Source organism: Pseudomonas sp. Yb2C2 (assembly GCF_052112325.1).
Classification (GTDB): Bacteria; Pseudomonadota; Gammaproteobacteria; order Pseudomonadales; family Pseudomonadaceae; genus Aquipseudomonas; species Aquipseudomonas marginalis.
Window position 1 is genome coordinate 1 of sequence record NZ_JAVAJK010000015.1, and the last position, 24,051, is coordinate 24,051.

27 protein-coding genes and 1 pseudogene are annotated in these 24,051 nt (G+C 59.3%); 17 read left to right on the plus strand and 11 right to left on the minus strand.

The window, feature by feature from the left end; genetic code table 11:
- Positions 1-194 precede the first annotated feature (194 nt).
- From Q8X51_RS20445 to Q8X51_RS20455, 3 genes are all read left to right on the plus strand, one after another.
- A complete protein-coding gene (locus tag Q8X51_RS20445; protein WP_407693472.1) occupies positions 195-476 on the plus strand; it encodes a hypothetical protein in 282 nt (93 codons plus the stop codon).
- 135 nt (positions 477-611) lie between these two features.
- A complete protein-coding gene (locus Q8X51_RS20450) occupies positions 612-1,187 on the plus strand; it encodes a hypothetical protein (RefSeq protein WP_407693473.1) in 576 nt (191 codons plus the stop codon).
- Positions 1,188-1,191: 4 nt separating this feature from the next.
- Positions 1,192-1,527: a hypothetical protein gene (locus tag Q8X51_RS20455; RefSeq protein WP_407693474.1), complete on the plus strand. Its 336-nt coding sequence runs from the start codon at positions 1,192-1,194 to the stop codon at positions 1,525-1,527.
- Positions 1,528-1,741: 214 nt separating this feature from the next.
- Here the strand turns inward: Q8X51_RS20455 and Q8X51_RS20460 are convergent, their stop codons facing one another.
- Positions 1,742-2,026, minus strand: a complete 285-nt coding sequence (locus Q8X51_RS20460) for a DUF6124 family protein (RefSeq protein WP_407693510.1) — start codon at positions 2,024-2,026, stop codon at positions 1,742-1,744.
- A gap of 370 nt (positions 2,027-2,396) precedes the next feature.
- Here Q8X51_RS20460 and Q8X51_RS20465 point away from each other — a divergent pair, with 370 nt between their 5' ends.
- A complete protein-coding gene (locus tag Q8X51_RS20465) occupies positions 2,397-2,987 on the plus strand; it encodes a hypothetical protein (RefSeq protein WP_407693475.1) in 591 nt (196 codons plus the stop codon).
- Between the two features lie 136 nt (positions 2,988-3,123).
- Here the strand turns inward: Q8X51_RS20465 and Q8X51_RS20470 are convergent, their stop codons facing one another.
- Complete coding sequence (locus tag Q8X51_RS20470) at positions 3,124-3,468, minus strand: DUF6124 family protein (RefSeq protein ID WP_407693476.1); 345 nt, start codon at positions 3,466-3,468, stop codon at positions 3,124-3,126.
- Between the two features lie 443 nt (positions 3,469-3,911).
- Positions 3,912-4,847 (minus strand): alpha/beta fold hydrolase, encoded by a 936-nt coding sequence (locus tag Q8X51_RS20475; RefSeq protein ID WP_407693477.1) that lies wholly within the window; start codon positions 4,845-4,847, stop codon positions 3,912-3,914.
- Between the two features lie 96 nt (positions 4,848-4,943).
- Here Q8X51_RS20475 and Q8X51_RS20480 point away from each other — a divergent pair, with 96 nt between their 5' ends.
- The 4 genes from Q8X51_RS20480 (at position 4,944) to Q8X51_RS20495 (ending at position 6,998) form a co-directional block, all read left to right on the plus strand.
- Positions 4,944-5,525, plus strand: coding sequence for a CGNR zinc finger domain-containing protein (locus Q8X51_RS20480; RefSeq protein WP_065925042.1), 582 nt, complete (start codon positions 4,944-4,946; stop codon positions 5,523-5,525).
- A 93-nt stretch (positions 5,526-5,618) separates the two neighbouring features.
- Positions 5,619-6,125, plus strand: coding sequence for a peptide-methionine (S)-S-oxide reductase MsrA (msrA, locus tag Q8X51_RS20485; RefSeq protein ID WP_407693478.1), 507 nt, complete (start codon positions 5,619-5,621; stop codon positions 6,123-6,125).
- A gap of 138 nt (positions 6,126-6,263) precedes the next feature.
- Positions 6,264-6,743 (plus strand): hypothetical protein, encoded by a 480-nt coding sequence (locus tag Q8X51_RS20490; RefSeq protein ID WP_065925044.1) that lies wholly within the window; start codon positions 6,264-6,266, stop codon positions 6,741-6,743.
- Between the two features lie 12 nt (positions 6,744-6,755).
- Complete coding sequence (locus Q8X51_RS20495) at positions 6,756-6,998, plus strand: hypothetical protein (protein WP_407694975.1); 243 nt, start codon at positions 6,756-6,758, stop codon at positions 6,996-6,998.
- Between the two features lie 14 nt (positions 6,999-7,012).
- Here the strand turns inward: Q8X51_RS20495 and Q8X51_RS20500 are convergent, their stop codons facing one another.
- Complete coding sequence (locus Q8X51_RS20500) at positions 7,013-7,459, minus strand: hypothetical protein (protein ID WP_065925046.1); 447 nt, start codon at positions 7,457-7,459, stop codon at positions 7,013-7,015.
- Between the two features lie 88 nt (positions 7,460-7,547).
- On the minus strand, positions 7,548-8,189 hold the full coding sequence (locus tag Q8X51_RS20505; RefSeq protein ID WP_407693479.1) for a hypothetical protein: 642 nt from the start codon (positions 8,187-8,189) through the stop codon (positions 7,548-7,550).
- Between the two features lie 225 nt (positions 8,190-8,414).
- Here Q8X51_RS20505 and Q8X51_RS20510 point away from each other — a divergent pair, with 225 nt between their 5' ends.
- Together Q8X51_RS20510 and Q8X51_RS20515 are read left to right on the plus strand one after the other, a co-directional pair.
- Entirely contained in the window at positions 8,415-8,717 is a 303-nt protein-coding gene (locus tag Q8X51_RS20510; RefSeq protein WP_407693480.1) for a type II toxin-antitoxin system RelE/ParE family toxin, read from the plus strand.
- Position 8,718: 1 nt separating this feature from the next.
- A complete protein-coding gene (locus Q8X51_RS20515) occupies positions 8,719-9,108 on the plus strand; it encodes an addiction module antidote protein (RefSeq protein WP_407693481.1) in 390 nt (129 codons plus the stop codon).
- A 186-nt stretch (positions 9,109-9,294) separates the two neighbouring features.
- On the opposite strand, the gene gudD is transcribed toward Q8X51_RS20515, so the two are convergent.
- Together gudD and Q8X51_RS20525 are read right to left on the minus strand one after the other, a co-directional pair.
- Positions 9,295-10,620 carry a glucarate dehydratase gene (gene gudD, locus Q8X51_RS20520; RefSeq protein WP_065947638.1) on the minus strand — a complete coding sequence of 442 codons (1,326 nt, stop codon included), beginning with the start codon at positions 10,618-10,620 and terminating at the stop codon, positions 9,295-9,297.
- 19 nt (positions 10,621-10,639) lie between these two features.
- Positions 10,640-12,001: an MFS transporter gene (locus Q8X51_RS20525; protein ID WP_407693482.1), complete on the minus strand. Its 1,362-nt coding sequence runs from the start codon at positions 11,999-12,001 to the stop codon at positions 10,640-10,642.
- Positions 12,002-12,276: 275 nt separating this feature from the next.
- Between Q8X51_RS20525 and Q8X51_RS20530 the strand changes: the two are divergent.
- The 4 genes and pseudogenes from Q8X51_RS20530 to Q8X51_RS20545 all read left to right on the plus strand — a co-directional run.
- A pseudogene (locus Q8X51_RS20530) lies at positions 12,277-12,366 on the plus strand (outer membrane lipoprotein carrier protein LolA); the annotation flags it as partial.
- A 61-nt stretch (positions 12,367-12,427) separates the two neighbouring features.
- Positions 12,428-13,138, plus strand: coding sequence for a FadR/GntR family transcriptional regulator (locus tag Q8X51_RS20535; protein ID WP_065925051.1), 711 nt, complete (start codon positions 12,428-12,430; stop codon positions 13,136-13,138).
- Positions 13,139-13,151: 13 nt separating this feature from the next.
- The gene (locus tag Q8X51_RS20540) at positions 13,152-13,847 is read left to right on the plus strand and encodes a tRNA (adenine(22)-N(1))-methyltransferase (protein WP_065925052.1); all 696 of its coding nucleotides are present in this window, start codon (positions 13,152-13,154) and stop codon (positions 13,845-13,847) included.
- Positions 13,848-14,158: 311 nt separating this feature from the next.
- Positions 14,159-16,216 (plus strand): methyl-accepting chemotaxis protein, encoded by a 2,058-nt coding sequence (locus Q8X51_RS20545; RefSeq protein WP_065925053.1) that lies wholly within the window; start codon positions 14,159-14,161, stop codon positions 16,214-16,216.
- Positions 16,217-16,275: 59 nt separating this feature from the next.
- On the opposite strand, the gene Q8X51_RS20550 is transcribed toward Q8X51_RS20545, so the two are convergent.
- Positions 16,276-17,397 carry a lactonase family protein gene (locus tag Q8X51_RS20550; protein ID WP_407693483.1) on the minus strand — a complete coding sequence of 374 codons (1,122 nt, stop codon included), beginning with the start codon at positions 17,395-17,397 and terminating at the stop codon, positions 16,276-16,278.
- Positions 17,398-17,523: 126 nt separating this feature from the next.
- On the opposite strand from Q8X51_RS20550, the gene Q8X51_RS20555 reads away from it, so the two are divergent.
- Positions 17,524-18,432, plus strand: a complete 909-nt coding sequence (locus tag Q8X51_RS20555) for a hypothetical protein (RefSeq protein WP_065946535.1) — start codon at positions 17,524-17,526, stop codon at positions 18,430-18,432.
- 160 nt (positions 18,433-18,592) lie between these two features.
- Here Q8X51_RS20555 and Q8X51_RS20560 read toward each other — a convergent pair whose 3' ends face one another.
- Positions 18,593-19,132 carry a hypothetical protein gene (locus tag Q8X51_RS20560; protein WP_407694976.1) on the minus strand — a complete coding sequence of 180 codons (540 nt, stop codon included), beginning with the start codon at positions 19,130-19,132 and terminating at the stop codon, positions 18,593-18,595.
- A 421-nt stretch (positions 19,133-19,553) separates the two neighbouring features.
- Between Q8X51_RS20560 and Q8X51_RS20565 the strand changes: the two genes are divergently transcribed.
- Both Q8X51_RS20565 and Q8X51_RS20570 read left to right on the plus strand, forming a co-directional pair.
- Positions 19,554-20,012 carry an REP-associated tyrosine transposase gene (locus tag Q8X51_RS20565; protein WP_315872305.1) on the plus strand — a complete coding sequence of 153 codons (459 nt, stop codon included), beginning with the start codon at positions 19,554-19,556 and terminating at the stop codon, positions 20,010-20,012.
- A 131-nt stretch (positions 20,013-20,143) separates the two neighbouring features.
- Entirely contained in the window at positions 20,144-21,883 is a 1,740-nt protein-coding gene (locus tag Q8X51_RS20570) for an OPT family oligopeptide transporter (protein WP_407693484.1), read from the plus strand.
- Positions 21,884-21,912: 29 nt separating this feature from the next.
- Here the strand turns inward: Q8X51_RS20570 and Q8X51_RS20575 are convergent, their stop codons facing one another.
- Both Q8X51_RS20575 and Q8X51_RS20580 read right to left on the minus strand, forming a co-directional pair.
- The gene (locus Q8X51_RS20575; protein ID WP_065925058.1) at positions 21,913-22,539 is read right to left on the minus strand and encodes a glutathione S-transferase family protein; all 627 of its coding nucleotides are present in this window, start codon (positions 22,537-22,539) and stop codon (positions 21,913-21,915) included.
- A gap of 99 nt (positions 22,540-22,638) precedes the next feature.
- Positions 22,639-23,895 (minus strand): hypothetical protein, encoded by a 1,257-nt coding sequence (locus tag Q8X51_RS20580; protein WP_407693485.1) that lies wholly within the window; start codon positions 23,893-23,895, stop codon positions 22,639-22,641.
- Positions 23,896-24,051 lie beyond the last annotated feature (156 nt).

The window sequence follows — 24,051 nt, forward strand, 5'->3', positions numbered from 1 at the left end:
TCCATATTCTAACCAAGTAGCCATAGTCTCAAAATGCAATGCTGAAAGTGATGCTATTGTGCTATCGTGCTTGGGCCGTCCGGTGTTGAGCTTGTCGTGCTTTAACTTTGAGTTCAGGGCTAGGTGATGGGAAGAGTCAAAGAGTAAAAGTTTGATTTGGGTTTACAGTTGGAAGTTAATAAAAAAGGAAGTTTATGTATTTCGATTGCGTGGAAGAGCGTGAAGAAAACGGCTCATTTTATGTTGTTGTCGTAGATGTTCAATCCGAAAGAGCTTATGTTGTTAGTAGTAATGCAGTTATTAATACTTCGGTGAGTGGTTTTGATGGCTTTAAACTCGCTATAGTTGTTGGTGCTGATAAGTACGTATTTAGAGGGGAGCTAAAGTCAAAAGAGGAAATGAATGAGTTTTCGAAGAGGATAGGAAGGTTGATTATGGGCGCTGACTATAAGACAAATAGTATCCATCGTTTATAGTGGTTGGTGTGATTTGTTTTTAAGTTTGGGCTGTATGGATGATGGCCCATCTGTTTGATGTGTGATCGGGATTGGACTGGTTAGGCGATCTTTTATAACGTGGCCTGTCCCGAGTTACTTTTTATGGTGATTGTAATGGCCGAAAATACTACAGTGGCAGTTCCTTCAGTTCCCTCGGTAAGTAATCGAAATTCCAATATCTATAAAGTTATTGCAGGGGTTGCGCTAACTATCGTACTTGTGGTTGTGGCGCCTGTGATAGCTGCAAGATTCGGGTATTTATCTCCTTTGGCAGAGAAGGCTGTGTTCATTCTCCTATGTACTGCCGGCGGACTGGTAGTTAAAACGATAGTTGGTGATATGGTTGCTGGTGAATTTCTGTTCTATAAGTTTGGTTATGATAACTGTGTTGTTGCCTTCGGTGCCTTGCTGACGGCGTTGGCTGTTCAGCATCTTTCATCGGTCGACCTATTTCCCGGGTTGCAAGCTCTATTTCCCTTTGTGCTTAATTCAGATCCGCTTGTAAATAGAAGTAATCAGCTATTGCTAATGTTTGTTGCTACTTTAGGTGCAATGCTCCTTACCGGGCGAATTGCAGCAGCAATCAAGTTGGATAAAGCCGTTCGTCCTAATTTTCTTTCGTTTTTAAATAGCGTGATAGGTGCGGTTTTTTTGGGTGCCTACGTTCTAATTTTAGTGGCTAAAGGATAATAAGATGCTTTTTATACTCTTCTTCACGTTTGGGATTCTTTCAGTGCCTCTGGTTTTGGATTTCAATAAGCATGGTCGAAATAATATATTAGTTCGCAGTGCACAAGAGGCTCAAACTCTTCCTGGGGTCTCTCATATACTCAATTTAGCTAAAATTTTTCGAAGATCATTGACGGCCAAGGCCGGGCAATTATCTATATTGGTGATAAAAATCGTGGTGCTCGCTTTGGCGATATGCCTTGTGGTTACATTGATAGCATTTTCTTCATTCGACTTGCCTTGGGTAACCATCGGTGTTTTTGGTGTTGGAGTCGCAATGCTTGTTAGGTTGAAATTTTGAGCTCATGCCTTAACTTATTGATGAGTCGGTTGAGCCGGAAGTTGCTATGGGCGCTAGGCAGTTATTAAAGGGGCTCAAAGCTAAAATAACTCAAGCCTATGGGACTGAATGCTTTGTTGATCGGGTATCGCTGGAACGGATGCTATAAAAATTCCCGATGAGTAGTCGTACAGGGTACGACTACTCGGCTATCTGTCGGACGAAATTTTAAAGGCTAGCTTTCAGTTAAATCGGCCTCGCGCTCCATCAACTTATCCACCAACAAAACCCCCAACTCACTCAACTGGTGAATCGCCAACGCCCCATCCAGCTGCTTCTCCGTCAGCTCATCCGACAGGTCCAGCAACAACGCACTAACCGAAGAAAAGGTCTCATAGCTATTGGCAATCAGCACTTCACCGCTGACATCGTCCGCAACGCTGAACAGTGTCGTCGAAGTTGGTGGGGGCGGCTCTGGCGGTTCGGCACCCGCATTGAGGTAGAATAATTGGAGAATAATTGGGGTCAGACCACCATTAATCAATTGTGGTCTGACCCCGTTTTCTGTGACCCCGTTTTCTGGTGGTCTGACCCCGTTTTCTGACTGAGTTTAAAACTAATGCTTAGATTGAACTTAGAATAGGTAAGTTGAATTTCAGAAAAAGAGTGAGCAGGAAAAGGGTAATCAGCACGTAATCAGGGTCAGGCCACGTTTGGATAATTACTTAAAACGTGGTGTGACCTAATTTACGTCATACGATTTACACTGTGCGTTAACGCGACTAACTGCACAGAGAAAATGGAGTGAGCGATGACGCCTGAATGCGCATAAGGTTGGTATTAGACTGTTTTTCAATATTTGGGTTTTGTCATATGACAGAGAAAATTTCGTGAAAGTAAGCTTTGATAAAGATCAGTTAGTTAAAATAAAGGCTGAGGCAGTTTGCGGTAGGGATTGTTCGGATCGAATCAGTTTGGCTCTGACCTGTCGGCTTTTAGATTCATCAAATCCCAAATTTAGTCCATTCCACGTGCTTGATGAAATTGACTATTTAGAGGGCATAAAGCCGTCCTCGAAAACTAAGTGTGAGGAGCAATTTAAAAAGTTACCACTTTTTCCTTTTTGGCATAAACATTTTTTCTCCGCGCGACATTTAGTAAAAAATCTTAGCATTCGATGGGGTATGGCCAATGGCGGCAATCGAGATTTAGATAAACTGTTCGATGAGGTGGCCAAGCAGCATGGCGACGATCCTGACGCCTGGCCGAGCTATCTCGTGAACCAATTGATCATTGGCGGATTCGAAGAGCGTGCTGCAAGAGGTCTTACTGGCGATTGGCTCATATATGCCAAATACGAAAATAGAAATTACTATTTGGACTTAGCCACTCACGAGGAAGGCGTAGGAGAGAAAGCCAATGCCCTTTTCAAGAAGTTAAGAAATGGCTGCCAGGCAGAGTTTCCATTCCTCTTTGGGTGAGTATTTGAAATTGGAGTTTTCTCGCATCTCCAAGAGCGTCTTCGACTCCTTAGTTAGATTGTTGGAAAAAAATCACCGAGTCGATGCATGGGACTTACAACGACTCGATGATCTGCCGTGTGATAATAGCGAGTACTTAGCCGCCGGCCACAGCCCCCTCCCGCTCCATCAACTTATCCACCAACAAAACCCCCAACTCACTCAACTGGTGAATCGCCAACGCCACATCCCGCTGCTTCCCCGTCAGCTCATCCGACAGGTCCAGCAACAACGCAGTCACCGAAGAAAAAGTCTCATAGCTATTGGCAATCAGCACTTCACTGCTGACATCGTCCGCAACGCTGAACAGCGTAGTCGAAGGTGGAGGAGGCGGCCCGGGCGGTTCGGCGCCCGCGTTGAGGTAGTGATCAATCGCACGATGCGCCGCCTGATTCAGTTTCAGGTCGGGACCGTTCGGAGGGTTAGGCGTGACTTTGTACATGTGTGTTGTACCTGTTTTAGGGCCAACACCTTTTCGCTACTAAACGAGAGGGTGGCGGCTGTACGCAGGTTAGTAGACCGGGGAAACACACAAAGCCGGCGCGCCCGAGGGCGCCCTGCGCACAGCTACCATCAAGTACAGACAAGAACATCTGATCGATGAGGCTCATGCACTTTATGTTGTCACTCGGGCTACTAAACCCGATCACTGAGTTGTCAGCGACCGGGCCACCTTAGAGACGCCCACTCAAGCGCACAAGCCGGCGGATTCTGACGCAACTGTAGGTAACGGAGCAAGGCGCTGCAGCTTGCTGTAGGACATGTCCACAAGGTAGGCGCGAGCTGATGCGTGAAGAATCCTGGAGCGCCGCGTGAAACCGGAGTCGCGGCGTTATCGTTGACGTTTTTCGCGAGCGAGCTCGCTCCTACATAGGGTTGCGTTGATTACTGGAGGTTCTTGTCCAGGAACGCCCGTATAACCGGAATGATCGCCTTCCCATGGGTTTCCAGCGCAAAGTGCCCGGTGTCATAAAAACGAATATCCGCCTTGGGAATATCGCGCTTCCACGCCTCGGCGCCGGCCGGCAGGAAGAACGGGTCGTTCTTTCCCCACACTGCGAGCAGCGGTGGCTGGTACTGGCGGAAGTAGGACTGGAAGGCCGGGTACATCGCGACGTTGGAGGCGTAGTCCAGCACCAGGTCGAGCTGGATGTCGGCATTGCCTGGACGGGATATTTGCAGCCCTTCCAGCGTGTAGCCATCGGGTGAAACCGAGCTTTTGTCGGCCACGCCTTCCAGGTACTGCCACTTGATCGAGGCGGGGGTTGGGAAGTCGCGCAGGGCGTCGCGGTTTTGTTGGGTCGGGGCGTGCCAGTAGCGTTGGATAGGGGCCCAGCCGGCGCCCAGGCCTTCTTCGTAGGCGTTGCCGTTTTGGGAAATGATCGCGGTCACTCGCTCCGGATGGGCGACGGCCATGCGCCAGCCTACGGGGGCGCCGTAGTCGTGGACCATCAGCGCGTATTTATCGAGTTTGAGCTGTTCGGTGAACTGCCCGATGGTCTTCGCCAGTTGGCTGAAGGTGTAGGCGTATTCGCCGCGTGGTGGGGCTTCGGTGAAGCCAAATGCCGGCAGGTCCGGCGCGATGACGTGGTAGCGGTCGGCAAGCTCGGGCATGAGTTCGCGGAACATAAAGGATGAGGCGGCGAAGCCGTGCAGCAGCAACACGGTCGGCGCGCTGGGGTCGCCCGCCTCGCGATAGAACACCTTTACGTCGCCGACCTGCTCGTAGCGGTAATGCACTGTGTTGTCTGCATGGGCCGCGCCGCTGATCAGCAAGGCGGCGGTGAGTCCGGCAGCGGCCGTGGCGTTGGACGTGGTCATGATGTGGCTTCCTGTGTAACCGTTAAAGTTGGTGTTTGAAGGTTATGCCTGGGTTTGGTAACCTGTCAAACATATTTTATTGGTTACTGGCCGCCCATGAATCCGAACAGCACTGCCGCAGGCGCACTTTTTCTAGCCGACAACCTGGCCCTTGATTTCATCAACTCCGAGTACGGGGTGGGGGATCAGCGCCATGACTGCTTCACCGATGATCACAGCGTGATGAGCTGGCTGACCCAGGCGGGCCTGTTGCCCGAGCAGCTTGACCCGAAGGCGCCGAGTGGGCTGCTGGCCCTCGCTCGTACGCTTCGTGCGAGTTCAAGGGCGGTGGTGAATGCGGCAATGACAGGCGTTCCCGTCGATCTCGCGGTGATCAACCAGGTGCTTGAAGCGGGTCGCCCGGTGAGCAGGCTGGAATGGGCGCAGGAGAACAAGGCATTTCGGCTTGCCACGCGTCCTCGGGACAGCAGCCCGGCCAGCCTGCTTGGGCCGGTGGCCGAGTCGCTGGTGGGCTTGGTCACGAACGATAAGTTTGAATTCGTCCGGCAGTGCGAGGCCCACGACTGCGTGCTGCTGTTCCATGACCTGAGCAAATCACACCGCCGCCGCTGGTGCAGCATGGCGACGTGCGGCAACCGGATGAAGGTCGCGGCGTTTCGTTCCAGGAATAAACCTTGAGTCGATAGGGGGGCAGTTTTCTTTGATTGAACTTGGTATTGCCCAGCATTGCCCCATAACTACTCCTGTCTCCATTAACCGCAAGGACAGACCATGACCAACCCAACCGAAACCGCCATCCTCGCCGGCGGCTGCTTCTGGGGCATGCAGGACCTGTTGCGACGCTACCCCGGCGTGCTGCACACGCGTGTCGGCTATACCGGTGGCGATGTGCCGAATGCCACCTACCGCAACCATGGCAACCATGCTGAAGCGATTGAGATCGTGTTTGACCCGGCGGTGATTTCCTACCGGCAGATCCTTGAGTTCTTTTTCCAGATCCATGACCCGAGCACGCCGAATCGGCAGGGCAATGATCTGGGACCAAGCTATCGTTCGGCGATTTACTACCTGAGCGAGCAGCAACGGGAGATTGCCGAAGATACCGCGGCTGACGTGGATGCCTCCAAGCTGTGGCCGGGGCCTGTGGTTACGGAAATTGAACCCGCCAGGGAGTTTTGGCAGGCGGAGCCGGAGCATCAGGATTATCTGGAGCGGATACCCAACGGCTATACCTGCCACTTCATCCGGCCGAACTGGAAGTTGCCCACGCGGGCGTGAGCGTGAGTAGCGGCGGGGGCAAAGGTCGCGACAGGGGAGGTCGGCCTGCCCTCCGTTTCCTCATTTCGTTTCTTTTGCCTTGAATCCACTGCCCGCCTTCTAGAGAATCCCCGCCTTTGGCTCGAAAGGATGCGTGCGATGAAGTTCGAAGGGACGTTCCAATACATGGGCAATCACGGGATCGTGTTCAACGTTTCGCAGATCACCCTTACCGATAGTGAACGCGGACGCCTGCGCGAGCTGCATTTTGGCGAGGCGAAAAGTGCCCACTACGAGGTCAACAGCAAGGTCGTCGAGGTGTACGACAAGATGTTGGCCAAGAGCCTGCCGTGCGTGATGATGATCGGCATCTCCAAGCCACTGACGCGGCAACAGGGCGACGCCCTCAATGCCCAGCGCACCAGGATCGCTAACCTGGCCGCCAGTGCCTTCGCTGGCGCCACTTCTGCTGTGGCTTCCCCTTACGTGGGTGTTCCTGTTGGCGCGGGTGTGCGCATGTATGCCAATGAAATCCTGCCCACCTATCATGCCGGCGACGTACTGGTCAGCATCGAAGCGCAGGTCAACGGCGGCATCGGCCCGCAACGCAGCGCCTCGACACTGATCATCAAGACCTGACGGGAGAAGCACATGTCTGACATTACCCAGTTGGTCCTGGCCCTGGTGCTGTTTTTTCTGCTCGATCGGTTTGTCAAACCGTACCTGCTTCGCACGTGGCTGGGTGGGCTGCTGGTGGTGGCGGGGGCGGTCGGCTGCGTGGCGGCGAGCCAGGTCCGTCCATGGGGGGCTGACTTGGGGTTGCTGTCGTTCTTTGCGGTGGCGCTGGGGGTGGGGTTGTTCCTGAAGCGGCGGCGGTTCGAGCGAGTCGGTTGAAGGGGGCCAGCTCATTAGCCATTACAGCTCTGCTTGTTGATTTCGAACCGTCCAACCTCTTTTACGTTTTTGCTGCCGAATATGTAAATGAAGGTGCCACCCAATGAAATGATGGACTGGTCCCTTGGCATTTGCGCGGCGCAGACAGCCTTGGTGATGCTTGATTTCATCACGCCCAAGTCAACGTCCTCGGGATGGGTATCGTAATCGACCAACGTGTAATAGAACTTGAGGGCGTGACTGTTGGCCGCTTCCGCGCGAACGAAGGTTAGATGCTCGTCGATCTTTCGATTCCCGGGCGTCGTTCGCGCGGTCACGATGATGAGGTCGCTGAGGAAGGTGGTTTTACTGGGCTGGGGTGTTTCCTGGAAGGCCTGTATGACTAAAACCCCGACCAGGCTCAAAAACAGTAGCCCCCATGCCGAATACACAAACGCCTTTTTGGTTTTTGCTGTTGCCATGTCCTGGTTTCCTTGCGTTTGAGGTCCGCAGTGGCGGCGCGACGGCCTCACAGAGTCAGTGGTGCGGGGCATGAACCTGCGAAATTGATCAGACGTGCGCCGTTGGTGGCGTGAGGTCGGTTTCTTGCGCTTCGGGCGCATCAGCAAGTTGCGTGGCCGACAGCGCTTTCAGCTTGAAATAGGGGCCTGTGAAGCGTGTGCCTCCATCCAGTGTGGTGAGCGTGATCCGCTCTGAATCGCACCGATGGAATGGGGTGAACATACGTTTCTTGGGGCAGTAAACGCCTTCCTGCGTCTCGGAATACTTCAAGGCAAGCATCGCGTTTTGCAGCGCCGCAGGGCTGACAGGGCTGGCCATGCACCACTCGGAAAGGGCGGCATCGTGGTACATCCTGTAGGTCGCCCCTATGCATGCACCCAGGGTGCCGCCATAGAGGACGTTGCTCTTGAATGTGTCGGTTATGCCGACGCTGTGTGCAACGAACAGCATAAGAGCCGTCGTTACAAAACAGAGGAGGGTGCTTTCCAGCAGTGCCAATGCCTTGTAAGGGTCTACGGCCAATTGGTCTTTGAGCTTAAGTCGTGTGACGGCCGTGTCGGCGTGTTGTGGCGCGTGGGTGTCAAGCGGTTTCAAGCGGTACCCCTCCTGGGTTGAGTTTTCCTGATCGAGAACGGCTCGCATTTTACGCAAAGTGAAGCGGCTGTGCAGGACGTTTTCTTTGGGCTTCATCTCTATCATTTGCCGCCTCAGTTTGCCGCCGATGGCGGAGTGTCAGCCACCGTGATAGCGGGCGAATGCGCAGGTGCTGAGGTGTGGTGAAGGTTAGACACAGGCGCTAATAGTATCGATCGGCTGCTCATGCGAGCGCTGGACTAGGATTTTTCTTCCGGAGTATTCCGGACTCAAAATTCACTGGCATCGACAAGAAGTAGCCAGTAGGCTACAAAAAATTCTGTGACCAATCTGATCGGCAGGACGCCGGAGTTCGATACATGGCTCGACGGCATGAGCGATATTTGTGGAAAAACCGCTGTCCTCACACGGTTAGACCGAGCCGAGGAAAACAATTTCGGCGATTGTGCACCCGTAGGCGATGGGGTGAGTGAAATGCGTGTGTTTGTCGGGCCCGGCTACAGAATTTACTTTGTGCGTACGGGCATCACTGCTTACCTGATGCTCTGGGGCAGTGATAAAACCGACCAGAACAGAGGAATCAAACGGGCAAAAGAGATCCTTGATGCCCTGAGAGGTAGATGAAATGAGCGAATCGAAATTCAAACCAGAGGACATGCCGATCCTCGATCTTGATACCTCCGGTACCAGCGTCTATGAAGCGTCGCGCTTCCTCGATAGCCCGGAAACCATCAGCGCTTATCTGGCGCAGAGCATGAAATCTCAAGACCCGCAGGTGCTCATGAAAGCGCTTGCCGAGGTCGCCAAGGCCCAGGGCGTGAACAAGGTGGCGGAGTCTGCGGGGGTTAATCGCGAGAGCCTATATAAAACGCTGAAAGGCGGTTCTAAAACGCGCTATGAGACGATTCAGAAGTTGATGCTGGCGTTAGGCGTGGAACTGACTGTGCAGCCGATTGCGGCGGTGGCAGTCAAGAAAACTGCAAGAGCAAAGCGGGCTTTGGCCGGTAAAGCCTGACGCGCGGTTTAGCGAGCGACCACAACCCTTGTAAAACACCGAGGACCCATGTGGGAGGGCGCTTGCCCCGATGGCGGAGTGTCAGTCGATACATGGCTGGCTGACACACCGCAATCGGGAGCAAGCCCCCTCCCACATGGGATTGATGGTGTTCTGGAGACCGAGCCGCCCCCAGAACCCAGCGCTTCAGCGCACCAGGCAAGGCTGCTTGTTGTTATAACGCCACCCCGGAATCAGGAACTGCATCGCCACGCTGTCATCCCGTGCGCCGAGGCCCATGCCTTTGTACAGTTCGTGGGCCTTGGCCACGGCGTCCATGTCGATGTCCACGCCCAGGCCGGGCTTGGCCGGCACTTTCACATAGCCGCCTTCGATTTTCAGCGGTTCGCGGGTCAGGCGTTGGCCGTCCTGCCAGATCCAGTGGGTGTCGATGGCGGTGATGTCGCCCGGGGCGGCGGCGGCCACTTGGGTGAACATGGCCAGGGAAATATCGAAGTGGTTGTTGGAGTGCGAGCCCCAGGTCAGCCCCCACTCATGGCACATCTGCGCCACGCGCACCGAGCCTTGCAGGGTCCAGAAGTGCGGGTCGGCCAGGGGGATGTCCACCGATTGCAGTTGGATCGCGTGGCCCATTTCGCGCCAGTCGGTGGCGATCATGTTGGTGGCGGTTTTCAGGCCCGTGGCGCGGCGGAATTCGGCCATGACTTCGCGCCCCGAGTAACCGTTTTCGGCGCCGCATGGGTCTTCGGCGTAGGCGAGCACGTGGTGCTGGTCGCGGCACAGGCGGATGGCTTCTTTCAATGACCAGGCCCCGTTCGGGTCGAGGGTGATGCGCGCATCGGGGAAGCGTTCAGCCAGGGCGGTGACGGCTTCGATCTCTGCGTCGCCGCTCAATACGCCGCCCTTGAGCTTGAAGTCGTTGAAGCCGTATTTGGCGTTGGCGGCTTCGGCCAGGCGCACCACGGCCTCGCTGGTCAGGGCGGGTTCATGGCGCAGCCGGAACCACGCGTCGTCGCTGTCGGCTTCGTTGCGGTAAGCCAGGTCGGTGGCGCTGCGGTCGCCGACATAGAACAGGTAGCCGAGCATTTTCACTGCATCACGCTGTTGGCCTTCGCCGAGCAGGGCGGCCACCGGCACTTCGAGGAACTGGCCCAGCAGGTCGAGCAGGGCGGCTTCCATGGCGGTGACGGCATGGATGGTGATGCGCAGGTCAAAGGTTTGCAGGCCACGGCCCGCCGAATCCCGTGAGGCAAAGGCGCTGCGCATCTGGTTGAGGACGCGCTGGTACTGGCCGATGGGTTGGCCGATCACCAGGCTGCGCGCGTCTTCCAGGGTTTCGCGGATGCGTTCGCCGCCGGGCACTTCACCGACGCCGGTGTTGCCGCTGCTGTCCTTGAGAATCACGATATTGCGCGTGAAGTAAGGGCCGTGGGCGCCGCTGAGGTTGAGCAGCATGCTGTCGTGACCGGCCACCGGGATGACCTGGAAGTGGGTGATGACGGGAGTATTCATGGCTAATTCCTAAAGAGGCTCAGAGAGATTTGCTGATGGCAGCGCCGGTGGGCACGGCGCCCGGCGAGGCCAATACGGCAGCGGGCGAGGTCTTGGCGAAGAACACCAGGATAGCGGCGAGCACCGAGGTGCCGGCCAAGCCGTAGAGGCCGCCCTGGATCGAGCCGGTGGTCTGCTCCAGAAAGCCGAAGGTGGTCGGTGCAACGAAGCCACCCAGGTTGCCGATGGAGTTGATCAAGGCAATCACGGCTGCGGCGATGCGCACGTCCAGGTAGCCCTGTGGGATGGGCCAGAACAGCGAAGACGCCGACTTGAACCCAATGGCCGCAAAGCAGGTCGCCACGAACGCGAAGATCGGCCCGCCGGTGGTGGACATGAACATGCCTGCTGCGGCAATCAACAGCGCAGCCGCAACCCAGGCCTGCTGGAACTTGAATTTGCCCGACAGCGTCGCGAAGGCGTACATGGCGATGATCGAGATCAGCCATGGGATCGAGTTGAAGAAACCCACCTGCACATCGCTCAGGTCACCCATCTTCTTGATGATGCTGGGCAGCCAGAACGTCGCCGCGTAGATCGTCAGTTGAATGCAGAAGTACAGGGCGCAGAACAGCAGGATCTGACGGTCCCTGAGCAGCTTGCCGAGGGTCGGCTTGACGCTGGTCAGGGCTTCACGCTCGCGCTGTTCCTGGTCGATGGCGTTGACCAGCGCATCCTGTTCTTCGCGGGTCATCCATTTGGCGTCGTGGGGCTTGGAATCGAGCCAGAACCACACAAAGAAACCGATCACTACCGAGGCCAGGCCTTCGATGGCGAACATCCATTGCCAGCCGTGGAAGCCGAACCCTTCGATCTGCAGCAGCGCGCCTGACAGCGGGCCGGAGATCAGCGAGGCCACCGCCGAGCCGCTGAGGAAAATCGCAATGGCCTTACCGCGCTCAACCCCCGGCAACCAGCGCGTGAAGTAGTAGATCACCCCGGGGAAGAAGCCGGCTTCGGCCACGCCCAGCAGGAAGCGCAGGATGTAGAAGTGGGTTTCGTTCTGGATGAACGCCATCAGCGTGGCGACGATGCCCCAGGTGAACATGATGCGGGTCAGCCAGATGCGCGCGCCGACCTTTTGCAGCAGCATGTTGGAGGGCACTTCAAAGAGCGCGTAGCCGATGAAGAACAGCCCGGCACCGAAGCCATAGGCCGCGGCGCCGATGCCCAGGTCATGTTCCATGTGCGTGCGCACAAAGCCGATATTGACCCGGTCGATGTAGTTGAGGATGAACATGATCACGAACAGTGGGAGCACATGGCCCTTCACTTTGCTCACGGCGCGCGCGAGGACCGGATCACTTTCTGGTGCGGCAGATGCATGGCTTGAATTGTTCACAATTCAAAACTCCCCCTGATTGTTTTTATGCGGGTTTGCGTGTTTTGTTGATAGACATCATACAAGTGAGTTTCTTGGATTCGCAATGCGGTGATGATGTTTTTGTGTTTGTAAGGGCCAGGTTTTAGTGATGATCTGGTTATTTTGCGGGTCTGTGTGGGTTTTTAAGAAGGTTGAGGAGGCTTCTGGAAAGGGTGGGGCTGGCGGCCATAAATATTAGTTGTCATACAAGTTTGGCGCTTTTTTCACTCGCGCCCTAACCTGTAGGAGCGAGCTTGCTCGCGAAAAACGTCAACGATAATGCGGGCATCCTGGATAAACGCGGCGCCCTCAGGTTTTTCGCGAGCAAGCTCGCTCCTACAGTGGGGTTACGCCGTGGGGCGGGATGTTAAGCTCGTTCCTGCCCAACCCCGTGGATTCGTAACTATGCCCATTGAAAGCGGACCTCCCGTCCGTAGACGCTCCAACAACCTGGCCCAAGGCGTGCTCGACGCCCTGACCCAGCGCATCCTGCTTGGGCAGTTGAAGCCCGGTGAAAAACTGCCGTCCGAATCCACCATCGTGCTCGAGCATGGGGTGAGCCGTACCGTGGTGCGCGAGGCGCTGTCCAAGCTGCAAGCCTCGGGGCTGGTGGAGACGCGCCATGGCATCGGCACCTTTGTGCTGGCGCAACGGGCCCAGCAAGGCTTGCGCCTGCATGTGGACACCGTCGCCAGCGTGCGCAACATGCTCGAGCTGCGCCTGGGCCTGGAAGTGCAGGCGGTGGCGCTGGCCGCCGTGCGTAGGTCCGACACGCAGCTGGCCCACATGCGCGCCGCTCTCGACGACTATCAGGCCTCGCTGGCCAACAACGACAGCTGCGTGGAAGAGGACAAGCGTTTTCACCAGTTGATCGCCGAAGCCACCGGCAACACGTTCTTCACCGAGATCATGCAGCACCTGGGCAATGCGATGATTCCGCGTACCCAGGTGAAGGGTGACGAGCGCGGCGGGGCGGACTTTGCCAAGCTCGGGCAACTGGCGAACCTGGAGCATGAGGCGATCTTCAACGCGATCAAGCGCCAGGACCCGGATGCCGCAAGGGCGGCGATGGTGTTGCATCTGACCAACAGCCGGGATCGATTTTCCGGCGAATAAAAAGGAACACAGGTTGAACGAACACACCTTGTCCATGCGCCTGGAGCGCGTGGCCGCGCAGGTGCCGAGGGGCGCGCGGCTGGCCGATATCGGCTCGGACCACGCCTACCTGCCGGTGGCCTTGATGCGCCGTGGCGTGATTGAGGCGGCGGTGGCGGGCGAGGTGGCGAGCACGCCGTTCCACGCGGCGCAGCGCACCGTGCGCGACAATGGCCTGGAGCAGCACGTCACGGTGCGCCTGGCCGATGGGTTGGCGGCGATAGAGCCAGCGGACGCGATCACCGCGATCAGCGTGTGCGGCATGGGCGGCGAGACGATCCGCGACATCCTCGACAGCGGCAAGGCCCACCTCAGCGGCCGCGAACGTCTGATCCTGCAACCCAACGGCGGCGAACAGCCGTTGCGCTATTGGTTGATGAGCAATGGCTACCGCATCCTCAGTGAGGAGTTGCTGCACGAAAACCGCTTCTACTATGAAATCATCATGGCCGAGCGCGCCGAGCCCGTGGTGTACAGCGCTGAGGAGCTGTACTTCGGCCCCTTGCACCTGCAGGCCCGCAGCCCGGCGTTCCTCGCCAAGTGGCAGCGTGCGTTGCGCCTGAAAAAACGCACCCTGGCGGGCTTTGAGCAGGCTCGGCAGCGGGTGCCGCAGGCGAAGGCGCAAGCCATCGCCCAGCAGGTCCAGTGGATTACCCGACTGCTGGCGTAAATAGGCCGCCGGACTCCCTTCAAGTTCTCCCCATGGGCGGCCGATAGGCTGTGGTGATTGAGGGCGTTTCAGCGCGCGCCTCGGGCAGTCGTCTCTGCGGGTGACAATGCCTGTGTCGCGACTGAGTGCTTTTGCCCCATTTTCGCGCACGCCTCGGGCCGCTTTGGCGCGTCGCGTGCCCTGTTTCAGGGCTGTGCAGCAGCGGCCCGTATCTTGCTAGTGCCAACCTAATCAATGACATGGCATTTTGCCGTTAGTCATTTCAAGGCTTCGCCTGCCGTCTAACGCGTGGGTTGTTTTTGGGAGTGGACATGCACAGCCTTTTATCACCCGGTATCCGCCTGCTCGGACGTTTCGGCTTCGCGCGTAAGTTCCAGATCCTGTTCTTCCTGTTCATGCTGCCCCTGGCGGGCAGCCTGTGGATGATCGGCCAGGACTATCGCGACAAATTAAGCGTGATTTCCGCTGAGCAGTCCGGCCTTCGTCAACTGTTGGCCCTGGACGCGCTGGATGGCCAATTGACCGCCCAACGTAACCTGGCTGCGCGCTGGAAGGCGGCGGACATCCTGCATGCCCCGACGCCAGCGGCGAAGGCGGCGATGGATAAGGTGGATGCCAATTTCCCACTGATCCTGCAAAGCCTGCAGGCCCTCGGTGATGCCCTGAAAACCCAGAACGCCGGCGCTGACGTCCTGGCCCGCTTCGAGGCTTTGCAGGCCACGGTCAAGGGCATGGACTCGGCGTCCCTGCGCACCGTGGGTTGGTGGCCGGATGGCTACGACCGCTTCACCTCCGCGCTGACGGCGATGCAGGCCCTGCGCGAACAGATCACCCTCGACGCCGGCCTGATCCTCGATCCCTGGTTGGAAACCTACATGCTCATGCAGATGGGCACCCAGCAAACGCCCGACCTGATCGAGCGTATCGGGCGGATGGCCAGTGTGGGGCAGTCCTCGATTTCCTCGGGGCAGTTCACCTTGCAGAGCCGTTTGCAGATGCGCGACTTGCGCAGCCGCATCGGCGATGCGCGGGATCAACTGGTCAAGGCTGCGGCTTCGCTCAAGGCCAAGCAATACGCCGGGATGGAACCGTGGACAGCGCAATACGACACCAGCCTGCAGTTGTTGGATAACGAACTCAAAGTGCTCGACGACGGCGTGTTCGGCGGCAGCATCAAGCTGGATACAGCCGGTTTCGAGCGCAGTATCGACGCCATGCTCACCTCGCTTGGCGCGTTGCGTGTTCAGTCGCTGACGTCGATGGATGCGCGCCTGGACTACTACCACGAGCACGCGAACACGCAATTCATACCGATGGCGGCAACGTTCAGCCTGTTGGCGTTGGCGGCGCTGTACCTGTTCATGTGCCTGCAAGCGTCCATCCGTCGCAGCGCCAGCGGCATCACTACGCTGGCCGAGTCTCTGCGCGACGGCAACCTGTGCGTGGCCGTGACGGTAGAAGGGCGCGACGAACTCGCGGCGATCAGCACCGCGTTGAACGTCGCGGTGGTGCAATTGCGCACCAGCCTGCTCGGCGTCAATCACGAAACCCAGCAGCTTGGCTCGGCGGTGCTTACCCTGAATTCGCAATCGGGCAGCACCCTCAGCGAAGTCGAAGACCAGCAGCACCAGATCAGCCAGATCGCCGCCGCCGCCACGCAGTTGGCCGCCACGTCCATGGGCGTCGCGCGCAGCTGCGAACAGGCCTCCGGCAGTGCCCAGCAAACCCGGCGCATCGCCGAAGACAGCAGCCGCGACAGCCAGCGCACCACCGCCAGCATCCAACAGCTCAACCAGCGCCTGACCGACACCTCGGACGCCTTGCAGCAGGTCAGCCAGCAAGGCCAGCAGATTCAATCGGTGGTCGACACCATTCGCGGCATTGCCGAGCAGACCAACCTGCTGGCCCTTAATGCCGCCATTGAAGCCGCACGCGCAGGCGAGCAAGGCCGGGGCTTTGCGGTGGTCGCCGATGAAGTGCGCAGCCTGTCGCAACGCACCCAGGCCTCGACGGCGCAGATCGCCGGCACCGTCGACAGTCTGCGCGCCACCGTGAGCCAGGCGGTGACGCTGATGGGCGCCGCGTGCGAGCAGGCCTTGACCGATGCCGAGTCCGTCACCGGCCTGGGCACGCGCCTGGGCGAGATTGCCGGCGCGGTGCAGAACGTCACCGACACCCTGGCGCAAATCGCCACGGCAGTGGAGGAGCAGGCAGCGACGGCGGATGAAGTGAGCGGCAATATCCAGCAAGTCGACCAGGCCGCCGGGCGCCTGCTGGACGGCGCCCGCGCGGTAAACCGTGCGGCAGACACCTTGAGCAAGGGCAGCCAGGCGTTGAGTGATAACACCGCACGGTTTCGCCTGAGCTGAGGCCTGTACACCCTCAAGATCCAACCCTGTGGGGGCAAGCCCCCTCCCACAGGTTCAGGTCAGTTGGCCGAGGTATGCAGCACCTCAATCCACAGCGCCCCCTTGCCCGACGCCGCTTCCCCCACCCGCTTCAACGCACCGTTGGCGCTGACTGCATAGGTGCCGACCTTGTCGCTTTTCTCACCGGTCACCAGCAGCCAATGCCCGTTGGGGGAGAATGCGATATTGCGCGGCTGCTTCTCCTCGACCGGGTAGTTGTCGACAAAGCGCAGGCCGCCGGTGGCGGTATCCACCGCAAACGCCGACACCGAACTGCTGGTGCGCTCGCTCATCAGCAACAGCTTGCCGTCCGGCGACAGGCGCAGGTCGGCCGCCCAGATGCGCGGTGTCGGGTCGTCTTTCAGGTCATTGTTGCGCGCGTCACGCACTTCACCATGGGCCAGTTTCAAACGCTCGGGAATGCCATTGGCCACGCCAATCTGGGTCAGCGCGCCGGTGCCGTCATCGATGGCAAACGCGGTGACGGTGCCGCTCATTTCACCGACCACATACAGGTACTTGCCGTCGGCCGAAAACGCCAGGTGCCGAGGCCCGGTGTTGGCTGGCACGCTCACGTAGCCGCTGCCGATCGGGGTGAGTGCGCCGGTGGCGGCGTCGAAGCGGTATTGCAGCACATGGTCCGTGCCCAGGTTGCCGGCGTAGGCAAAGCGATTGCTTGGGTCGGTGCGCAGCGAGTGGGCATGCAGGCCGGTCTTGTAGGTGTGGATAGGTTCAGGCTTGTCGATGGGCTGGACGCTGAGGGTGTCGGCACCGTAGGACGCCGCGAGCAAATAGCGCCCGGCGCGGTCAGTGGCCAGGTACGCCATGCTTTCGGCCAGTGGCGCCTTGGACTGCGGCGTCAGGCGGCCGGTAGTCGGGTCGATGCTGAAGCCCTGGACCTGAAACGGCTTGACCCGTAACGCCGCGAACAAGGTCTTGCCGTCGGGGCTGAGGGCCATGGGGTTGACCTGATCGCCGGCCGTCACTTGCTCGACCAGGCTCAGGGCGCCGTTACTTTCGTCGAGGCGGTACTGGGAAATCAGCCCGTCACCGGGGCTGGAGATATACGCAAACGTGGTGGCGTGGGCGTGGGCACTGAGGCCGCAGACAACGGCGGCGGCCAGGAGCAAAGGTTTGTTCACGGGTGATCCTTTATTGTTATTGGTGTGATCAGTCATCGTATGACTGTAGGCGGGTCTCGGCAATGATTGTTTTATCGGTGGTCGGGGCGCTGTATCTCTGCCCGCGCCAAGGGCATGATGCGCGGCATGAATAACGACCCCGTGGCACTTTACTGGCGCTTCAAGGCCCCCGATCCCGGCATCGGCCCGCGCGAACAGGCGCCGATGCTCGCCGAGGAGCAGGCCTGGGCACGGGAGCATGCAGCCGGGCATCACTTCAGTTGGATCGAAGTGCTGCTGCCGCCGCTGTGCTTTGGTGTGTTCCTGCCCAGCCTGGTGTTCATGCTGGGCGTGTGGCTGTACGGGGCCGCGTTCGCGCCTGGCCTGGACGTGGACCGAGTTATCGGCAACACCTTTGCCTGGCAGGTGTTGGCGGCGGTGGTCTTTACGGCGGCCTGGGGGCTGCGCAACTACCTGCGTGATACCCGTGACCCCATCAAGCGCTACTGGCAGGCCATGCCGGACCAGGGGGTGGTCGAGCTGGAGCGCCACACGCTGGTGTCGGGCACCAGCCTGTGGGCCTCGGACTACGATCCCGACTGCAACGCCCTGATGCAATGGAAAAACGGCCAGCTCGAACGCACCCAGAGCAGCGGGGTATCGCAATGGATCGTCGCCAAGACCACGGCGGGCCACTGGCTGGTATTCAAGGACGAATACCCCGGCGACTTCACCTACAACCGCGTCGGGAGCATGCCGGCCCCGGACAAACAACTGCAACCCTGCCAGGACCTGGCCTTTACCTTTGCCCCCGGCACCAACCTGATGCTGGGCCGACGTTTCGACGGCGAACCGCTGCCCTTGCTGGACACCGGGTATTGGCTGGCGGCCGATGAGCTCAAGCGCCTTACTGCAATCGCCCATCACTGGGCGTTTTTCCCGCCGGACCGCTATGGCGTGGTCAATGCCCGGAACGCGCCGTGGGTGCAGCAACTGTTGGACAAGGCGCAAGCCGATGGCGAGGTGGCCGGGGGAACGGGTTTTACGCACGCTTAGTAGTGAGCGGACTTCTTGTGGTGAGCGGGCTTCTGTGGTGAGCGGGCTTGCCCCGCGCTGGGCCGCGAAGCGGCCCTCATCAAGAACACCGCGTTTTTCCAGGTGAACCCGGATGATAGATTTTGGGGCCGCTTCGCCGCCCGGCGCGGGGCAAGCCCGCTCACCACAAAAGCCAGGTCACTCCAGGCTGGATACATTCAGTCACCCGATGACAGGTTTTCTGTAATGGGATGATCTTTTGTGATGGTGCACCCGCGTAGTGGTGAACGGACTTTTTGTGGTGAGCGGGCTTCTGTGGTGAGCGGGCTTGCCCCGCGCTGGGCCGCGAAGCGGCCCCATCAAGAACACCGCGTTTTTCCAGGTAAATCCTGATAACAGCTTTTGGGGCCGCTTTGCAGCCCAGCGCGGGGCAAGCCCGCTCACCACAAAAAAGCCAGGTCACTCCAGGCTGGATACATTCAGGCACCCGATGACGGGTTTTCTGCACTGTGATGATCTTTTGTGATGGGGCGCCCGCGTAGTGGTGAACGAGCTCTTTGTGGTGAGCGGGCTTGCCCCGCGCCGGGCCGCGAAGCGGCCCCATCAAGAACACCGCGTTTTTCCAGGTGAACCCGGATGATAGATTTTGGGGCCGCTTCGCCGCCCGGCGCGGGGCAAGCCCGCTCACCACAAAAGCCAGGTCACTCCAGGCTGGATTCATTCAGTCACCCGATGACAGGTTTTCTGTAATGGGATGATCTTTTGTGATGGTGCACCCGCGTAGTGGTGAACGAGCTCTTTGTGGTGAGCGGGCTTGCCCCGCGCTGGGCCGCGAAGCGGCCCCATCAAGAACACCGCGTTTTTCCAGGTAAATCCTGATAACAGCTTTTGGGGCCGCTTCGCCGCCCGGCGCGGGGCAAGCCCGCTCACCACAAAAGCCAGGTCACTCCAGGCTGGATACATTCAGGCACCCGATGACGGGTTTTCTGCAATGGGATGATCTTTTGTGATGGGGCAAGCCCGCTCACCACAAAAGCCAGGTCACTCCGGGCTGGATACATTCAGTCACCCGATGACACTGGCTCGCCAGCTACGGCGCGCTAGTGTTAATGCTCTTCAGGACGGTCCCCAGGAGCATCGGAATGCGCCCCACACCCCAATCCCATCGCCTGCGTCACGGTCGTTACTCTGAATACGGACGCAGTTACCTCATTACCGTTGTAGTGCATCACCGTCAGCGCCTATTCACCGACCTTTATCTGGGGCGTCTGTTGGTGGCCGAATTCCGGCAGGTTCATGAGCTGGGATTGGTCGACTCTCTGGCCTGGGTCATCATGCCTGACCACATTCACTGGTTGTTTGAGCTGAAGCAGAAGACGTTGCCCGACGTGGTGCGGCGTATGAAGTCGCGTAGCACGCGGACCATCAACCGGCGTCGTCAAAGCAAGGAGCGTGTCTGGCAACCCGGTTATCACGATAGGGCTGTCCGTGCGGAGGATGATGTTCGCAAGATGGCTCGCTACATCATTGCCAACCCCTTGCGGGCCGGGTTGGTGGCGCAGGTAGGGGATTATTCGTTATGGGATGCTGCATGGCTCTGATTGAGTAATTGATGGTGTAGTGGTTGAAGCCCGCTCATCACAAAAAGGCGCCCGCTTGCCGCACAGGAACCTTCAGGCCTTGAGGGGCTCACTTGTTATGTCGCCCTGTTCCCCAGCCGAAAGGAATCCGCATGCATGCCACCTCATCAACGGTCCCCCTTCATCCCCCCGTCGAACGCGAACTGAGCCTGCGCGCGGTCATCACCGGCACGTTGCTCGGTATCCTGCTGACCCCTTCGAACGTGTACGCCGGGTTGAAGATCGGTTGGTCGTTCAACATGTCGATCATTGCCCTGCTGGTGGGGTATGCGATCTGGCAGGGCCTGGCGAAGCGGTCGTCGGAGCAGCTGCCGTGGACGCTGCATGAAAGCAATATCAACCAGACCGTCGCCTCGGCCGCTGCTTCGATCATTTCCGGTGGGCTGGTGGCGCCGATCCCGGCCTATACCCTGCTGACCGGCAACCAGTTGGACGCGCTGCCGATGATCGCCTGGGTGTTCTCGGTGAGTTTCCTGGGCATCTGGATCGCCTGGTACCTGCGGCCTTCGTTGCTCAATGACAAGGCGCTGAAATTTCCCGAAGGCATGGCCACCCTGGAAACCCTGCTGCATATCTACAACCATGGGCGCGAAGCGGCGACGCGTTTGAAGGTGCTGCTCAGCGCGGCGTTGCTGTCCGGGCTGGTGAAGTGGGTGGACACCTTTGTGTGGGCCTTCCCGCGTTGGTCGCCATCCGCCCAGCTGGAGCGCCTGACCTTCACCGCCGACCCCTCGCTGTTGCTGCTGGGTTTTGGCGGCATTATCGGCATTCGCGTCGGCCTGACCCTGCTGCTCGGCGCCTTGCTCGCCTGGGGCGGCCTGGGCCCGTGGTTGCTGGCGCAAGGCCTGGTGACCTTGCCGGCCGGCAGCAGCGGCCCGCAATTTGCGGCGTTGGTGGAGTGGTTGCTGTGGCCGGGAGTGAGCCTGATGGTGTGCTCAACCTTGGCGTCGCTGACGATTCGTCTGTGGGCGTTATACACCTCGACCAAGTCCGCCGGCGGGCAAGCCTGGAGCGTACCCAAACCCGGGCCGGCCGCTGGTTTTGTGCTGTCGATCGTATTGGTGGTGAGCCTGCAGGCGCTGTTGTTCGGCATCAACCTGTGGATGGCGTTGCTGACCATTCCCCTGGCGATCTGCCTGGCGGCCGTCGCCGCCCGCGTGGTGGGCGCCACCGGTATTCCGCCGATTGGCGCCATCGGGCAGTTGTCCCAGCTGAGCTTCGGCATCGTCGCGCCGGGGCAGGTGCCGATCAACCTGATGAGCGCCAACACCGCCGGCGGCTCGGCGGGGCAGTGCACCGACCTGATGAACGACTTCAAGGTCGGCAAGGCCATTGGTGCCACGCCGTACAAGCAAGTCATCGCCCAGATCCTGGGGATTTTCATTGGCAGCATCGTCGGGGTGTTTGCGTACCTGGCGCTGATTCCTGATCCGCAATCGATGCTGCTCACCGAGGAGTGGCCGGCGCCGGCGGTCGCAACCTGGAAAGCCGTGGCGCAAACCCTTACCCATGGGCTGGATTCATTGTCGGCGAGCATTCGCTGGGCGATCGGTATCGCAGGGCTGGTCGGGGTGTTGCTGGGCGTGCTCGACAGCCTGTTGCCCGCCCATCGCGCCCGCTACTTGCCCAGTGCCGCTGCGTTGGGGCTGGCGTTTGTGCTGCCAGCTTCGGTGTCGCTGATGATGGCCCTGGGTGCGGTGCTCACCTGGCTGGTGAGCTGCCGCTGGCCGAGCCTCACCGAGCGGTTTGCGATTACCGCAGCGGCGGGGTTGATTGCGGGGGAGAGCATCACCGGCGTGGGCGCTTCGCTGTGGCAGATGGCGGCGCCTTAGCCTCTGTCACGCGGTCGAGGGCAAGCTACTCACTTGGCAAACGCATACTCCCCACCCTGTTCCAGCGCCTGGCGGTAAGCCGGGCGAGCCTGGAACCGCTGTACCCACGCCGCCAGGTGCGGGTACGCCGCCAGCTTGCCCTGGGCCTTGGCGATTTCGCCGATAAAGCTCATCTGGATGTCCGCGCCGCTCACGTCATCCCCCAGCAGATACGGCGTATGTGCCAGCGCCTCGTTGAGGTAACCGAGGTAATTGGCCACTTCCGATTCGATACGCGGATGCAGCGGTGCACCGGCATCGCCCAGGCGCCCGACGTACAGGTTAAGCATCAGCGGCAGCATGGCCGAGCCTTCGGCGAAGTGCAGCCATTGCACATACTGGTCGTAGGCGGCCGTGGCCGGGTCCGGTTGCAGGCGACCGTCGCCATGGCGGCGGATAAGGTAATCGACGATGGCGCCGGACTCGATCACCACGTTGGCGCCGTCTTCGATCACCGGGGATTTGCCCAGCGCATTGATCGCCTTGAGCTCCGGCGGCGCAAGGTTGGTTTTCGGGTCGCGCTGGTAGCGCTTGATCTCGTACGGCAGGCCAAGCTCTTCCAGCAGCCACAGAATGCGCTGCGAACGTGAGTTGTTGAGGTGATGGACAATGATCATGGGAACTCCGCGGGGCATGGGGTGTGTAGGAACAGACTGCTGCGACAACGTAGAGTGCCCTGAATCAGCGGGATGTTTGCTTGGCAAACGCCCCTTCGATCAACGCACCACCTCGAACGCCGTGTATTCATACGCCGAGCGCATTTTGCTCGAGGTCGTTGCCAGCGTCACGGCAATGCCCAGGTCTTCGATAAACGCGCGCGAGGTCTTGTAGTCGCCTTGCTCGCACTCCAGCTTGATGGCGTCGCCGGTCAACGAGGCAAACACCTGTCGGGCCGGGAAGCGCTGGCCGACCTTGCAGCTCACGGAGGTCTCGAGCGGGGTATCGGTCGGTTTGCCGGGCACGTTCGCCATGTGCAGGTTGGCGCTCAGCGTCTGGCCAGGCGTCCAACTGCTCGGAATACTCAGCTCGGCTTCGCGGGTCAGCAGCACCTGGCCGTCGCCCACGCCGTTCATCTTCGACTTCAACTGGATCAGGTCCGCCTGCACCAGGCGCTCGACATGGAAGGTGTCGCTGTAGATCTCGTTCTTGTTCAGCAAGCCACCCACCGCCGTGAAGGTCACCGAGGTGGGGCTGTCGTTGCTGCCATCGCTTTTTTTCGACAGGTACGTGTAGCTCAACGTCTTGAACTTCGGCTGCAGCAGGGCCGAGTCGAGGCGCTGGAGCACGCTGGCGGGGACGGCGACGTCGTTGATGCTTGGTTCTACGATGGTGCGCGGGTAGTCAACCGGTTGGATGTCCGGACGCGACCAGGCCAGCAGCGCCGCATCGACACCGCCCTGCAACGAACAACTGATGCGCGATTGCGTGCCGTCGCTGCCCTCCGGTTCTACCAGCAGCACGCGCTCGACTTCGCGTGTGCCCGGCGCGACGCCGGGCCGTGGCTTGATGGCCTGCCAGCGGTCGCCGACCTTGAGCTCGCTGCGGATGTAGGCGCCGTCGCCCTTTTGCAGGCGAGCAGGTTGGTCGAGCAGCGGGGCAAGGCGTTGGGCAACCTCGTCGATAGTGCCTTGCACAACAAAGCCCCAGTAATAGTAGAGCCCCAGGTTGCCGAGGTCGGTGGCCTCGTCGGCGTACGACAACAGCTTCAAGCCGGCGATGGGCGGCGTGCTGACCGGCACCGCGTTGGCCTTGCGGTCCGCGCGGTTGACTACCGCGATCCACGCGAAGTCTTTGTCCTGCTTGACCGGTGCGTAGGGCTGCCAGGCGTCGCGGTGGCTGTTCAGGCGGCTGAAGAACGTCGCGTCGCAGCGGGTGAAGGCCTTGAGCGTGTCGGTCAGCGCGGCGTCGTCGGCGTGGGCGATGGAAGGCAGCAGCGCAGAGGCGAGGAGGAGGGCGGCGGTGGGCAACTTCATCGAGGGGATGTCCGTATCGGGAGCGGGAGCTGGGCATTATCCAGAAATTACCCGCTAAAGGCTCGGTTCAATGACGGAGAGTATCTACACACCTTTGACGGCTGCCACCGCTCACTACAAAAGCCTCACGCTGTAAGGCTATGGGTTCACCCGCGC